General features: G+C 31.5%; 11 protein-coding genes. 3 read left to right on the top strand and 8 right to left on the bottom strand.

What is annotated here, in order from left to right:
- Positions 1–134: 134 nt before the first annotated feature.
- The 3 genes from Q8L85_01440 to Q8L85_01430 form a co-directional block, all read right to left on the bottom strand.
- Positions 135–461 carry a hypothetical protein gene (locus Q8L85_01440; GenBank protein MDP1723350.1) on the bottom strand — a complete coding sequence of 109 codons (327 nt, stop codon included), beginning with the start codon at positions 459–461 and terminating at the stop codon, positions 135–137.
- Between the two features lie 304 nt (positions 462–765).
- Complete coding sequence (locus Q8L85_01435) at positions 766–2,100, bottom strand: pitrilysin family protein (GenBank protein ID MDP1723349.1); 1,335 nt, start codon at positions 2,098–2,100, stop codon at positions 766–768.
- On the bottom strand, positions 2,097–3,488 hold the full coding sequence (locus tag Q8L85_01430) for a pitrilysin family protein (GenBank protein MDP1723348.1): 1,392 nt from the start codon (positions 3,486–3,488) through the stop codon (positions 2,097–2,099). Before Q8L85_01430 ends, Q8L85_01435 begins: the two co-directional genes overlap by 4 nt.
- Positions 3,489–3,739: 251 nt before the next feature.
- Here Q8L85_01430 and Q8L85_01425 point away from each other — a divergent pair, with 251 nt between their 5' ends.
- Entirely contained in the window at positions 3,740–5,752 is a 2,013-nt protein-coding gene (locus tag Q8L85_01425) for a hypothetical protein (GenBank protein ID MDP1723347.1), read from the top strand.
- 15 nt (positions 5,753–5,767) lie between these two features.
- Positions 5,768–9,196 (top strand): hypothetical protein, encoded by a 3,429-nt coding sequence (locus Q8L85_01420; GenBank protein ID MDP1723346.1) that lies wholly within the window; start codon positions 5,768–5,770, stop codon positions 9,194–9,196.
- 13 nt (positions 9,197–9,209) lie between these two features.
- On the opposite strand, the gene Q8L85_01415 is transcribed toward Q8L85_01420, so the two are convergent.
- The 5 genes from Q8L85_01415 to Q8L85_01395 all read right to left on the bottom strand — a co-directional run bounded on the left by Q8L85_01415 (position 9,210) and on the right by Q8L85_01395 (position 14,543).
- A complete protein-coding gene (locus Q8L85_01415; GenBank protein MDP1723345.1) occupies positions 9,210–9,980 on the bottom strand; it encodes an SDR family NAD(P)-dependent oxidoreductase in 771 nt (256 codons plus the stop codon).
- 139 nt (positions 9,981–10,119) lie between these two features.
- Positions 10,120–10,623, bottom strand: coding sequence for a GNAT family N-acetyltransferase (locus Q8L85_01410; protein ID MDP1723344.1), 504 nt, complete (start codon positions 10,621–10,623; stop codon positions 10,120–10,122).
- On the bottom strand, positions 10,614–10,886 hold the full coding sequence (locus Q8L85_01405) for a DUF1778 domain-containing protein (protein MDP1723343.1): 273 nt from the start codon (positions 10,884–10,886) through the stop codon (positions 10,614–10,616). Before Q8L85_01405 ends, Q8L85_01410 begins: the two co-directional genes overlap by 10 nt.
- 71 nt (positions 10,887–10,957) lie before the next feature.
- Positions 10,958–12,244 carry a Na+/H+ antiporter NhaC family protein gene (locus tag Q8L85_01400; GenBank protein MDP1723342.1) on the bottom strand — a complete coding sequence of 429 codons (1,287 nt, stop codon included), beginning with the start codon at positions 12,242–12,244 and terminating at the stop codon, positions 10,958–10,960.
- A gap of 451 nt (positions 12,245–12,695) precedes the next feature.
- Positions 12,696–14,543 (bottom strand): pentapeptide repeat-containing protein, encoded by a 1,848-nt coding sequence (locus Q8L85_01395; protein ID MDP1723341.1) that lies wholly within the window; start codon positions 14,541–14,543, stop codon positions 12,696–12,698.
- Between the two features lie 561 nt (positions 14,544–15,104).
- Here Q8L85_01395 and Q8L85_01390 point away from each other — a divergent pair.
- Positions 15,105–15,842, top strand: coding sequence for a hypothetical protein (locus Q8L85_01390; GenBank protein MDP1723340.1), 738 nt, complete (start codon positions 15,105–15,107; stop codon positions 15,840–15,842).
- Positions 15,843–15,877: the final 35 nt, after the last annotated feature.

Genomic DNA, 15,877 nt, shown 5'->3' with positions numbered 1-15,877 from the left:
CGAAGTGATTATTTATTGCTTGATCTAAGGTATTCATTTTTATCATTGTACAGCTCCTTTTTTTGTATCTTGTCTGTACTATGTTTTCTTATAAAAAATCAATACCTTAGATCAAATTAAAAAAGTGTCGTGTACTATGATCTACATACAAGACTATCACCCTCTTGCTTGGCTTCAGCCAATACTTTTGAAGCTTCAAATTTAGCGCTTGAGATTGGAAGTTTTGTATGTATTTCATCAACGCCTTTACCTGCAGTAAAATCCATTTGTTTGGTTGCAAAAGTACCACCTTCCTGTATTGCAGTAGGCAGTGAAACTTTACCAGCGGTTTTAAGGGCTTTGATGTTATCAAGTGAAACTTTTGTGGGGCACATTAAAGTTGTGTCAGCTTTAGCATTGGTAATAAAAAACATAGTGCTAATTGTAAAAAAACACGATGTTATAAAAGTTATTTTTTTCATTGTATCCTCCGATTTTTTTTGCTTATTGACAGTTCATTGTATCATTTTTTTATTGTTTAATAAAATATTTTTGTTGTTTGGGTTTGATCTAATAACTTATTGTAAAATCAATCGATCTACTGGACAATTTTTAATTTTATGTTAAAAATTCTAGTTTAAGATTTCTTCCTTTGTTTCCCTGGATCCGCATTCGAGCTCTTAGGCTCTTATTGGTCCAGTGAAACAATTGAGTAGTCGACATGCTTCGAAAAAAATTAAATTTTGTTCCGTAGATTAATCGACTAAAGGGTAGAAGCTATCAACCTTATTCCTGTGGGATTTCACATCCCGCGTTTTTGCCTACGATTGCAAAACTTAATTTTTGTGGATCGATCCAGTTTTGTATAAATTTATTCACATCTTCTAATTTGACTGATCGAATGGCATCAACATATTTTTGAAGAAAATCAATGTCTTTATTCCATGTTTGAGCATAATGGATTAAATTGATGATTTGTCTTGGTTCAATAAGGGCTGTTGCGATTTTACCTGTTAAGTGATTTTGTGCGAAAGACAAATCCTTTTCGGATATTCCTTTTGTTTTTAAATTGGTAAATTTTTGTCGAACAATATCAAGTATTTGTTGTGTTTGCGCACCTTGAGTTGAAGCGCTTCCGTATAGATAAGTTGAAGCAGGCCATTGCTCTATATCAGTTGATATACCGTAAACAAGTCCTTTTTTGACACGTGCTGCACGCCATAATTTTGACTCTTGTGTAAGACCTAAGGAAACATTGGCAATCGTAGCATAGTAATAATCTAAGGTATTGTATTTGGGCATTGGATAAATAAAGGCAATGCTACTTTGAGGCACATCTTGATAAATTTGCGTTAAGTCTTTTACAGGTTTGGGTTCAATATACGGAATATCATCAGTTTTAATTAATTTTTCATCGGGTAAAGTTTGTAAAATTTGATTCGCATAATTTTGCGTTTCTTTTTCATTTAAACTTCCTAAAAAGCTTATTTTTAGATTTTCTTTTGCTAAAAATGCTTGGGGAAAAATTTTAATATCATCAGCGCGCAACATCTGAATGCTTTGAGAATCGCCATCAGGATTTTGCCCATAAGGATGACCTTGAAAGACCTTCATATGCAAAGCACGTTGTGCAACATAGGATGGGTTTGAGTGGGCAAAATTTGTATATCCTCCATATTTATTTTTATTAACATCTTCTTCAGAAAATACAGCATTATTAAAAAGAGTTTTTATGAGTGGAATAACTTTGTCAGCATTTTCCTTAGGAAACGAAAATGAAAACCCTAAATTGTCATGTGAAACATTTGTATTCACTTTTAGTTTTAATCCATCCATGATCGCAATAAATTCATGATGGTTTCCTCCATTGCGGGCTTTTAAAAAAAGATTTGAAAATAATGTGGAAAGACCTTCTTTTCCTATAGGCATGTAAGAACTGCCTGTTTTGGTAAAGGTCATTTCAATCAAAACAAGTGGTGTTGAAGGATCTTCAATGAGCCATGCTTGATTTTTTGTTAAAATGGGGACGACTTTAATCGGTAATTTCATTTCAGCTGAATTTGAAAAAACAGCATTAATGTTGAAAAAAACAAATAAAAAATATGTTACAAATTTGATCATTGATCTGACTCCAATTGAGGTAAGGAAACGCCTGCAGCAATCATACGCGGAGGGTTTTTAAAATATTTTTGCGCAACATCTTGAACATCTTTTGTTTTTATTTGAGCAAAATTCTGGTGAAAATTCAGCATATCTTTTAGGCTGCGACCATTGGCGAGGCCTTTAATAATAAAGTCTGATATATTGGAAAGAGAACTGAAATGTTCATCCATTTCATAAACAATATTTTTTTTGGCATCTTCAACTAATGCGTCATTAATTTCATCATTGATTATTTTTTTAAGCGTTACATGTATCGCATATTCAAGTTCTTTATAGTCGTAAAAAGTTTTAGGGCTTGCCACAAGCACAAAAGAATATGGATCATGATAGTTCGGATTAAAAGATGCATAGACATTGCCCGCAATTTTTTGTTGCATGACAAGATTTTGGTATAATTTGCCAGTTGAGTCATGTCCAAGTATTTTTTCAAAAATACTAAGTGCCAATACTTCTTTTTGATCACCTGTTCGATAATTGGGTGCGTCGTAAATTGCTTGCACTTGCGCACTTACAGTTTGATGTCTTAATTCTACACGAATGGTTTCTTGAAAATGTTTAGGCTCTTGGGTGCGATTACGTTCTATAGTCGGACGTGCAGGGATGGGGCCATAATATTTTTCAGCAAGTTTTTTAGTTGATTCAAAATCAATATCACCTGAAATCACAAGAATTGCATTATTGGGCCCATAATATTTTTTGTGATAATCAAGTGCGTCATCACGTGAAATTTTTTCTAGCTCTTCCCACCAGCCAATAATGGGAATGCGGTATGGGTGGTTTGCAAAAAAAGCTGCATTGGTCATTGTATATAATTGTTCATTTTTATCATTACCAACACGCATTTGATATTCTTCAATAATGATTCTTTTTTCACTATCAAAAGCTTGTGGGTTTGGTTCAAAATATTGCATACGATCAGCTTCAAGTTCCATCATTCTTTCAAGGTGATTTTTTGCAAAAATCTGATAATAAACGGTCGTATCATATTGTGTATAGGCATTTGATTCGGCGCCAATTTCAGAGATTGTCTTGTTAAATACGCCATCGGGTGTGTTTTTGGTGCCGCGGAACATAAGATGTTCAAGATAATGGGCAACACCTGATTTACCTTGCGCGTCATCGGCTGATCCAATTTTATAGCAAACGGCTTGCATGATGACGGGTGCTCTGAAATTAGGAATATGCAGAACTTCTAATCCATTGGGAAGCTTAAAAGATTGAATATTATACTTATTTTCTTGAGCTGGCGGTAAAGGAATGGTTGCTATATTTGGTTGATTTTGTTCAGCGATAATAGGTGTTAAAACAATTGTGCTTAAAAATAGAGATATAATAAAGATACGCATGTCTAATTCCTTTAAAATTGTATAGATAAGATTAACACTTATTCACTTAGATGTAATTAGTTATTGCTTGTTTTTAAAGGTGGGGCATATGAAATTTATTTTAACTAATTGATCTGACAATATATTAAAGTGATTTTTTTTAAATAGAAAAATAAACAAAGTAAATATTATTCTTTGTTTTTAAATTACTGTTGACATATTGAATAAAAATTGTTATAAAATTTTTTTACTATAATAAACAAGGTGTAAAATTGAAAAAATTCGTATATATATTGTTGTTGTTTACTGTTTTTGTTGACTTTTCAGTATTTGCTGGCAAAGGAATAAAAAGAAAGCTTGAAGAAGATGATGCTTCAGCATCTATTAGTTCAGCATCTCAATCTAAAAGAGCACGCAAAACGAAAGATCTTAAAGATCCAAGTCGTTATTTTAATAAGGAAACAATTGAATTTTTTAATGCAGCAATAGAAGCGAAAGATAAAAATGACCATGAATGCGCGATTCATCATTTTAAAAACTTTCTTAAGAATTCTAGATGTGTATCTAGACGTAACTTATCCTGGATTAAAGAAGCTTTAGAATATTTATTCCAAAATCCAGATGAGAGCAGTTTTTTATCACATTATGATTTTCTTGTAAGTATTGATAATGATTATGCGCAAGAATATAAAAAAAAATTATTGTCTATCCTTAGTAATTTTAAATTAAAATCTGGAAATACTGAAAATAAACATTTAGATAAATGTAGTAGAATTGCTGAAAAGTTAGAAATCCTTTTGTTTAAGGTACATAATAGTCGTAATAATTATTCAATTCTTGTTTTTGATATTGGTGTTTTTATTGAAATTTGCAATTACTATTTATCGCTTGATGAGATTCAAAAGCTTGAAAACTTTGTGGAAAAAACAAATCATTGGAGAGAATTTATACCAAATGATATTAAAAAAATTGATGTTCGGATAGGTTTTGATAAAGATTTTAATAGTGATAAAAAAAAATTTTTAGAATTAGTTAAAGAATTAGATAATGTAATTCCTAATAAATTTAATAAAACACTTAAAATTATTATTAAGTACAAAAATGAACACAATAAATTTAATGAAGCGTTTTTAAAAAAATATCCACGTGATTTTATTGATTCTGAATCACTTCATGATGACAATATTGGAAATCATGTTGTTTACCCTTTCGTTGAAAATTTCCATTATATCTTAAGGTTGGCAGGTTCGAATTTTGTGGAAAAATACTGTGAAGCATATTTTGACGAAGAAAGACGCGATTTATTAAAAAATAATGATTTTTTAGAAATGTTTCCATTTTTAGCGCAAGATGATATCTCACTAATAGAAGAGATTAATTTTGATGTAATGAGAGATGCGTGTAATGAAGAAATTTGTTTTCTAAAGAAAATCATAAGCTTAGATAAAGAAGCTATTAAAAGCCCTTATAATAATATTAAAAATGTATTTTTTCAAAATTTAGCCATGCTAGCTAATTGCAACATGTATTTCCAGACAGAGATGTTTTTAACGAATAAAAACCATTCTCAATATATTCTACCGCAATATTGTTCAGCTCAGTATGTTCCACAAAAGCAGTATACCGTCAGAAAGTGGATTTACGACTGTGAAAATAAAGAAAGTTGCGTTTTTAGACTCATTGAAAAACTTAAATTTGTTTATGATAATGACATAAGCATTTTTAACGAGATTATAGACCGGATTGCTAAATCGTTTTTGTGTCAAAAAGACATTCTAAGTATCAATGAATTAATGTGTTTTATAGATCAAAAAACAAAAGAAAACTTAATAATACTTCTAAAGGATAAATATGATGATCATTTTAAAAAAACATACATAGAAAGCAATGAGTCTGAACAAATTGAAATTCTAACAGAATATTTAAAATACTCATATGAATCATTAAAAAAAGATTTAATAACAAAAAATAAATCTAAAAGTTCTTTTTTGAAATTAAATGATTTTTTAATAAAAGTAACCCTATCGAATGTGCCAATTCAAATTGATTTATTAAGACGTAATGCGTCACAACAATTTAATATTGTTAGCAATATTACCTGCTCATCAGAGCAATTACATTATGTCAGCGAATTAGGTGTTCAAGAATTAAAGGAAACTCTTTTAATAGAATGGAACAATAAAAAAGAAGAATATCATCAAAAATTTGAAGATTTAGGTGAAAATTTCTTTCTTGTTTTTGATGAACTTTTTGAAAATATACAAAAATCTGACAATTTATTTTAAGATAAGGATTCGGAAATGAAAAAAATAATCATATTAATGCTTTTATGTCTAAATTTTGAAGCAGGGCATGCTGTAGGCAATGATGAAAATGAAATTAATACTCATAAAGCTGGCTCAAGCTCTCAGTTGCGTGATAATGATGTCTCTCAAAAGGCGTCAACAAGAAAAAGAAAAAGAGGAGATCAAGAAGATGGTGAACGGAATGGAAAAAGAGCAAGAACACAAAAATCTTCCATGGCAACCTCTACATCAAGCAGCACAACAGGCGAAGAAGATGTTCCAGAACATTTAGTATATGACATTCCCATTTACCACCGACTTTTAATGGATTGCTTTTATGGCAATTTTATCTTACCTAATATAAGATGTGATAATATTAAATATGTTTTAGCTAATAATTACAGCCATTATAATGAATATGACTTTTTTTACTTTAATATTGTTCTTAATATTGTGTCATGTTTAAATTCAGACGAATTAAATCAGAATGATGAAAATATTTTTTTTAAAGACAATATAGTTGACATTGAAAAAATAATGTATAGGTGCGAAGAAATTATTTCAATATATGCAGAATTAGGAAACAGAAAAGCGAAATTTGTATATTATAGTTTTTGTAATTTTGTTACTACTCTTGAGGAGCATTTCACTGACAAAGATTTTTTAAAAAATGTACAAACAAAAAATAAAAAATATATAGCACATTTAAAAGTTAACGAAAATTTTAATAAATTTCTTGACGTTTTGGACGTTCTAAAAAGTAAAAGAACTTCAAAAAATGCATCTATAGAAAAAGTAACAAATGCTTTAGAAAAATTAAAAATACTTAGTGATGAACAATTTGATGCTGCACAATTTTTTTTAGTAAATTCTGCATTACTTGGTAAACCAATTGGATGTGATTTAAGAAAAGATACCCAAAAAATAATGTCTGCTTTTTTAAAAGATGTAAAAATACAAGAGTTACGCAAATGGTCGCACTTTAGTTATAAACTTTTTTTAAAAAACAATCATTCAACAAAGCCAAAGGCAATAGATCTGCATTTATGGGCTGCAAATCAGGGATATGTTGATGGTTTTTTAAAATTAGCAGAAGCATTAGATTTGGAAGAAAATAAAAATCTATGGATCAATGATAATTTTAAAGAATTAATTGAGATTTCTAGTTTTTTTACTGAAAACCGTTATATTTTTACAGAAATTCAAAAACTTAATCCTGATTTAAAAAATAAAATTATTGTAAATTATAACAAAAATCTATTTGAATTTATAAAAAATTCAGTATATGAAAACAATTACAATTTTATTGAAGATGTTTTATTGCAATATGATTCGCTGATTAATGCAAAAGTAATGTTAAGTATCTTATATTTGTATCATGGCAATAATCAAAAAAAATATGATTCATATGAAATATTAATGTCTATTGATCCTAAATTTATGGAGAAACATCATTTTATTGAAGCCATGAGTTTGTGTGAAATCTTAAGTAAAAAAGAAGATATAAGTGAAGAAGACAGACAAAAATTTCGAACTTCACATTTGTATTTTTTATCTTTTTTTGTTGCTGAAAAGATGGGGTCCTTCCAACATGTTAATGCTTATAACAGTGCTATAAGTAATCATGATCAAAGCGAACAATTAAGAATATTGACAGAACAACAATCAATCAGGCTATACCTGGAAGAACAATATCAAGATCTTCCTGCGATAGTTATGCAGAACTTTACTTTAGAGATCAAAAAAGAAAATTTTAGAAATGAGTGCAAGCGACAACGTGATATTCAAATGGTTGCAGATCAACAAGCTGCAGCTCTTCGACAGGCAGCCATTCCGCATTTTGTGCAACCACTTCAGGGGCAGCCTTTATTGGCAAATCCTCCGCAAGCTGCTGTTTTACCTGCAGTACCTCAAGCAGTAGCTCCTCCCCAACAAAACCTACTTAAAACAAGCCGTTTAATAGCTTTTGTTGATGCTAAACTTAAAGAAATAGAGGAGGTTGAAAAGCGACATGTTGTAATACTCAAAATAGGTAAAGAAAAAATTGCTCTATCTAAAATTGATGATGAAAATCAACATGCTCATACATTGTCTAAGATTTATGATAATTATGAATCTCAATTTCGATCTAAAAAAAGAATTGATGGCAATTTTTTAATCAATAAATGTAATTTGTATCTTTATGAATATTTAAAATATAGAGGTGTTGTAAAGGATAATTTAAACGGTTTTATAGATGATACAATAGATGATTTTTCTGTTGCGTTGCATATGATGGATTATTTTTTTCAAAAACTAAAAGACTTAATTGAAAATGAAATAAAAATAGAATATCAAAAAGAGAAAAGATTGTTGGATATGCCGTTTGAAGAAAGGATGAGGTTTTATATTGATCAATATAGGGAATTTGATAGTTTTGAGAAAAAACGCTCATTTGTAAGTGAAATGCTGCTGTTCGGACAAGCGAGTTTGACAAATCCAATAAAGTGCAACTTAGGTTCTGCAGAAGATGCAGGTCAGAAAGAAAATGATTTATTACGAGACATCATAGGTCATATAGAAGAAAATAAAGACATCAAGAACGTTGATGATGCTTTAAAATTCTTGCAAGGATTATTTTGTTTGATTAATTATAACATCATGATTTCTTATGAAATTTCAGCCTCTAAAAAAACGACATCTGATATTTTGTATCATGTTATTTCACCTCAATTATTTGGTAAAAAAATAAATTTAATTTTGCATTCTGAGCAAACAGAAGTTTCTTTGGAGCAAAGAGTATGGCAAGTTTATCATATTGTTGCGAATTGCTGGAACCACATTCAAGAGATAAAAGATAAAACAAACAAACAATATTATATTGAGCAATTTATTGAAAAATTAGGGGCTGATATTTTATGTATAGAAGGAAAACAAAAAGTATTGGATTCATGGTTTCATCTTGTTCAATCGGATATGAATATTTCTGGGCATAAGATTAATGAAGAAAAATTTTCTTCGCCAGCTGATTTTATTATGGCTTCATACAATCAAATAAGAAAAGAGCTTGAAAATAAAGAGACTAGATCCTTAAAATCTTTTTTAGAGCTTCTACGAACATTAAGACCTGTTAATATTTCAGAAAATGCTGCGGACATTATACGTATTCAAAACGCTAAAGAGCCAAATATAAATGTAACTCTAAATGTAAATGAATATGAAGAAATAATTAAAACAGCGCAATCTGAAATAAATAAACAAGAAGAATTGATTATAAGTGAAAAAATTGATGATATAAAAATGGAATTAGTTAAAAATGTTCTCGGTAAAATAGTCGGAGACATAGTGATTGACTGGCAATTAATTATTGACACGTTCGATTGTTTAGGTATTGATCTTGGAGAAATGCCTATAGTACAGACAGAAGAAAGTGAGGACCAATCCAATGATGATGGTTTCATTTAATCTGAAGTTGTTGCTATTTGGCTTGCATGCGTAATCCACCGTCTAGGCGTATGACTTCACCATTTAACATCGGATTTTCAATGATGGCGCCTACAAGTTGTGCAAATTCTTCTGGTAAGCCAAAGCGTTTAGGAAATAATAGGGTTGATTTCAAGCTTTCTTGAACAATATCAGGCATTGATAAAAGCATGGGTGTACCAAACAGGCCAGGTGCAATTGCCATGACGCGTATCCCAAAACGCGCTAATTCGCGTGCAGCAGGTAAGGTGAGGGAGGCCACACCCCCTTTTGAGGCGGCATAGGCAGCTTGCCCCATTTGTCCTTCAAATGCAGCAATCGATGACGTATTGATAATAATGCCTGTTTCCCCGTTATCATCAGGTTTTTCTTGAGACATTAGATGAGTACAAAGGCGCATCATATTGAATGTGCCAACTAAATTAACATTAATAACGTTTTCAAAAAATTGAAGCGGCAAGGGACCGTCTTTAGAAATAATTTTCGTGGGTGTTGCAACGCCTGCGCAATTAATAAGAATTGAAGGTGTGCCTAATTGTGTTTTAATTTGGTTGATGGCGTTTTCAGCACTTTCTGCTTTTGAGACATCGCATTGTAAAGCCAATACGTTTTTTGTGTTTAGTTTTTTGGCGACATTTTCAGCTTTGGATAAATCGTAATCTAGAAGCGCAATTTTTGCATTTTTTGCGGCTAAAAAAATAGTGCATGCCTCGCCTAATCCGGAACCCGCCCCTGTAATAACTGCAATTTTATTGTTGATATTCATGATGTTGCTTTCGAACGTTATTTATATATAGTGTTTTCGCTTTAGGTTAAGAGAAGGCATGAGGAGCGAAGTGTAGTCTTTTCCTACATGAGGGACGAATAACGCCCTATTAACCTAAATGGAAAATACTATATCATCTTTAGTCTGACATATGTCGGATGATATCATCAAGAGTTACCATTAATATTTTTGCATCAATGGGGGATGATTTGAAGCCGCGTTCTTGATAAAAGTGAACGGCATTTTGATCGATGGCATGTACTAAAACCGCTTTAATGCCAATAATATCAGCTGCTTGTGAAGTACGTAAAAGCGCGTCTTTTAATAAGGCTGTTCCTAAGCCCAAGCCTTGATAATTTTTATCGATTGCAAGACGTCCTAAAATCATAACGGGTATTGGATCTGGCATATTTCTTTTAATTTTGCCCGTAGCTTCTTTATGGGTAACAGATCCTGCGGCTATTGCATAATATCCAATAATGACGTTGTTTTTTGTGATGACAAAACAGCGAGAGGCGCGTTTTTTTTCATTGGCAAGGGCCTTAAATTTTAACCATTCATCGAGCGCATCATTACCAGAGCAAAATATATCAGTATTATGTTCCTCTGATATAGGTACTGGCTTGTTGATACTTAGGTCCATTTAATTTTAGACTTCATTAATTTTCTAAGGTTGAGATTCTCTTCAGGTGGTATTTCTAAGGATGAATTGAATTTTTCCCAAGCTTCTTGGTCTAAATGAAAATTATTTTGATCTAATGTTATTTTTTCAGCATAACGTTTTGCTGCTTCAAGAATAAAAAACGAACGCGATTGTCCTAATAAAGAAGCCGCTTGATCAATTAAATTTTTTGAGTAATTGTCAACGCGTATATTGACTGTTGAATCTTTGTTTTGTGTTTTCATGATAAAACTCTCCTTACAACATAATTTTATACTTTAAAATAATAATTGTCAATACAATGTGCACACGTTTATTATGTGACGTTTGTTGGTTTTTTCACTAAAATAAATACAATCGTCACAGCGCCTAATATATAACAATAATAAACATGTGGCACCAAACTTAGGGGTGACAAACCAGCGACGGAGGCTGCTAATAACAATTGTGCGCCATAAGGGATAATGCCTTGAAAGACGCAGGAAAAAATCGCGAGAATTGTTGCGCTATAATGAGGTGGTACATGGTGTTTTTTAGCAATTTCACGTGCGATCTCGCCACTGACGATGATGGCAACTGTATTATTGGCTAAAAGGATATCAAAAATGGATACAATTTTTGCAATAATTAATTGGGCAAAGCGTTTGCTTCCTTTTTTGGAAATCCAATCTCCTAATTTTTGTGCGAGTTGTTTTGATCCTTTTTGGGATAGACCTGAAAGTCCGCCAATCAAAAGGGATAAAAGCATGATGTCATGCATGGATTTGAAACCAATTGCCACATCCTTGCTTAAATCAAGGATTGAGTAATCATGATGAATATATCCAATAATCCCTGCATATAATATTGATAGCAACAATACGATAAAAACATTAACGCCTGTCATCGCAAAAATAATTAAAAATAAATAGGGTGTTACCAGCATAAAATTATAGGGTTTAGGCTCGATAAAGGTTTGTGTGTCGTGGACAAAAAGTAAGACGATTATTGTTATAAAGCTCGATATAAGGGCAAGCATCGCATTGAGTTTAAATTTATCTTTCATTTTAGCTTCTTGAGAAGAAACAGAGGCTATGGTTGTGTCTGAAATAATTGATAAATTATCGCCGAACATTGCGCCACCTACAATGGTTGCAAGGCCTAAAGTTGCAGGGAAGGCACCTTGACTTGCAAGACCTGCAGCGATTGGGGCAATGGTTGCAATCGTGCCCATAGATGTACCAATGGCTGTTGAAATAAAAGCGGCAATCAGGAAAAGTCCAATAAGAAGATAATCTTGTGGAATAATTGATAGGCCAAAATGAATGGTTGCATCTACAGATCCAATAGCGCTTGTGACGGTGCTGAAGGCGCCTGCTAAAATAAATATAATGCACATCGTTATAATGTCTTTATGGCGGACACCATCAATAAATTGATCAAAGCGATGTTTTGTAGGCCCTTTATGGATTATCCAGGCAAGAACAATCCCTGGAATAACGGCAACATTGGGTGAAAGCTGGTAAAAAGAATTTTCAACACCCATCAGTGAAAAATAAATACCTGCGCCAACATATAAAACAACAAATAGAAAAATGGGGCAAAAACTAATAAGTAGAGACATGATCGTTCCTCAACGAAAAAAAGTAAAATGAATGGCTGGGGGGTGTTCGATAGGATATGTCCCTTAGGACATTCGAAGAATAGACTTCTTTCGAAACTCTACTACTGTGGTCGATTGATGTGTCGTTTCGGTACTCAGATCCTCATGTATATAAGAATACACTGCGTTCTTCCGTGCCGAACCTTCTATCACTCGCCTCACATTAGCGAGTTTCGAAAAAAGTCTAATGAATAAAAATGTAATGTGTTGTTTCAAATGATGTTCCTCGTTTCCTAGATAATAGAAGAAAATACGAGGGATGTCAAAAAACTTGTTACATATGCTATGGTATTGTTGATTGTGAGGATATACATAATTAGGTTAAATCAGGGGTTGTATTTATTGTTACATGCATTAACGCAAACACCTGCGCGCGTAGCACTCAGGTGTTTTTGAAGTTGAAATATTTATTTTATAAGTTTTGTCGAGATTTTTGTTCGTGAAATTCTAAAAGTGTTTTAAACGATTTACTTTTTTCGGTTTCTCCCCGTGGTTGTGTTTCAGGTGCAGTTGGTGTTGATCTAAGGTTAGCTAGATTTTCATTGCTTTCTTGTAAAATTGTTGTCACTTTTTTCATTTCTTTTAAGCGTGTGCGGGTTGGTGATTGTGGTGCAAATGTTGTAGGTCTTACTGAAGCTATATTTTCATCAGTTTCAATGGCTTCGAAAGACTTTGCAATGTCTTCTACTGAAGCGGCTATTGGTGCATTCATTTTTTGATCAAAAAGATCATAAATGTTTTGCATTTTGTCTTTTGCCAAATCTTGTTGATAGTGACTTGAAATTGTATTATAAATTTCTATTTCAGCATTTAATCTGGCTATATCTTCTTGATATATTTTTGGTTTACTTAAAAATTGTGTTTGTTGAAGGATGCCATTTAAGAATGCTTTTGGGCCAACAACTGCAGGTCCACGCAAATATCCTAACTCTTCAGCAAATTTACATTTTGCCCATCTTAGATCTTCAGCATTTTGGTTTTCGGAAGCATTGTATCCTCTTTCAACGTGATCAACGACTTTTTTTATAAGAGCTTCAAAGCTTGCTGTGACAGCGTCGATTGTTTGGTCGAGTGTTTTTTTTGTTAAAAGAGCACGAGGTGTACGTTTGTATTTAGCTGATGCAAGTCTTTCAACATAATCACTTTCTAGAATTGTTAAAAGGTGACGATAAAGACTGATTTCAGCATTGAGGCTAGCCATGAGGCCTTTTTTAAGGGTTTCACTTTTGTTTTCCATTTTATTAATATGGGTCGTGATGTTAAGTTTTCTGATTAATTTAGGGGAAGGTGAAAGCGTCATGAAAGAATGTGTATCATCATCATCGCTGTCAAGAGGTGAGCAGGACGAGGATGAGGATTTAGATCTTTCAGAAGAAGGGCTAGGTGAGCGTGATGAAGTTGCATTTATAGATTTACGATGATTGGCACGAATTTCTGTTAAATCATCTTTTTTGATTGTTTCTAGTCTGTTGTTGTTTTCAAAATCATTCGCATACATGAAGTCAGGTCTATGTGTGCCTATTGTACTTTGAATTATTTGTGCCGGAATATAAAATGTACAATCTGTGCAATGGCTTATATAGCAATCATTTGCAAAAAAAGATTGTGTGAAGTTACATTGTGTATAATCCACTTCTGTAAGGGCATTTGCAGGGAAAGTGCATAGAATGTAGGTGCAATTTGAAGCGTCTATATTGTTAAAATGAACATCATCAAAGTTAATGTTATAAAATTCTGTGTTATTAAAATGTGTGTTTATAAATTTTAAGTCTCTTAAAACGCAGTTGTGGAAACCCGATGCATTAATATGACCACTTAGAATGCCACTTATGGGGCAGCTTATAAATTGTGAGCACTCAAAAGTGATGTTGTTTAAATTGGCATTTTTAAGATTCACGGATATAAAAGTAACGTTATTGAATGTGCTGTTTTCGAAATTTGTGCCTTCAAGATTAATATAGCTTAGTAATTTGTCTTTTAATTTTATGTCCTTAATTGTATGCAATTTTTCCAGAGAAAACGTAAAATCGCTCAATTTTAAGCTGCTTAGGTCAAGGTTTTGAGATCTATGTTTTTTAAGGTTTTTAAGTTCTTTTAATAGTGCTTTAGATTCTTTGGATTGTAGGTCTGTTGTATCTAATTGCTCAAGAAGTTGCGATGATTTTACTAAAAAATCAAAATCTTCCTGATTGTAGGAAAAAGCATTCTCGTTTATAAAAAAACAAGAAAAAACAAATGCAATTACTGCAAAAAACTTCATTCTTAACTCCGACATTGTAATTGTTAATTTAAATCTTTTTTATTTTAGTAAATATTTATCAATAAATCAATATAAATATTTTTTATTTACTTTTATTTAAGTATAGATATATTTTAAAATTATATTTTTGTGTTTTTAATTGCACATTCAACAGTGAAGTGCGATTAAAAACAAAGCTTAAATTTGTTTTTAAATTAAAGAAGATTGCTAATCGAAATGTGTATATGTTGACGTGTGAATTTTCTTTGGAAGAAAATTTTAACTATTCATAATTTGCTTTTTGTTGGATTGGGGTTTTTTAACATAACAAGAAGTACAAAAAAATAATTAGTTATTACTATTGACTATATTGGTTTTTTATTGTAGAGCAGTCAATAATTTACAGTTCAAAACAAGGATTAATCCCAATGAAAAAAATTACATCTATGTTTTTTTTTATCTTTTCTTTTTTTATCTTCAATTTCTTATGGTGTAAAAGATACTGAATTAAAAAAACGTAAAGTAGATAAAGCAGACCAAAATATAAGCACCGAACCTGAGCAAAATTCAAAAATATTAAAAATGTCAAAATTTTTGACTTTAAATGAGATACAAGTCTTTTTAGCGAATAACACATTATTTTCACTGGAAGATTTATTAGAAAGTTTAGAAAAAATAAATAAATTAAAAGGAAGAGAAATAAAAATATTCATTGAGTTGCTGAATAATTATAGTGAAAACTGGGATCACGAAAATTATTATTGGCTCGATGCTATTGATATGACTAGAAATAAATCTTTTCAAGAAATTATAAAAAATGTTTCCAAAGAAGAATGCGCCAATATTATAGATTTGCTCGTAACACATGGAAACGTAAATGATTGGCCAGAAGATTTGTTGAAAAATTTCATTACAATAAGTCTTGGTATCAAAAAAGAAGACAGAGAATTTTATTACAATGTTAGCAATAAAATTGTAGAACAAGCTTCTTATGAACAGGGTGATGAGCTTGAAGTGTTTATTGAAATTTACGAGGCAGTTAGTCAACAAAATAAAAAACGCTTAGAACAATATATGGCATTAAACATAAACAAACAATTTTATGGATATGGGAGTTTTGAGCTGGCTTCAATAATCAAGCGACTTGATTATATTGATATAGACCTAGATTATTTCGTCAATCTTATAAATGGTACGCTTGTGCATCATCATCAAAATGAGCTTGATGATGATCTTATGGAGGAAGACGGAATTTATGATCCTCACGTTAGGGACTTTATAACATTATATGATGCATTATATGCATTTAAATTAAAATAAATATTATGGGGCAAGATCTTTGATATCAGTCATAA

The sequence above is a fragment of the Alphaproteobacteria bacterium genome (assembly GCA_030680745.1).
GTDB lineage: Bacteria > Pseudomonadota > Alphaproteobacteria > JAUXUR01 > JAUXUR01 > JAUXUR01.
This window is presented reverse-complemented; position numbering and strand designations above follow the sequence as displayed.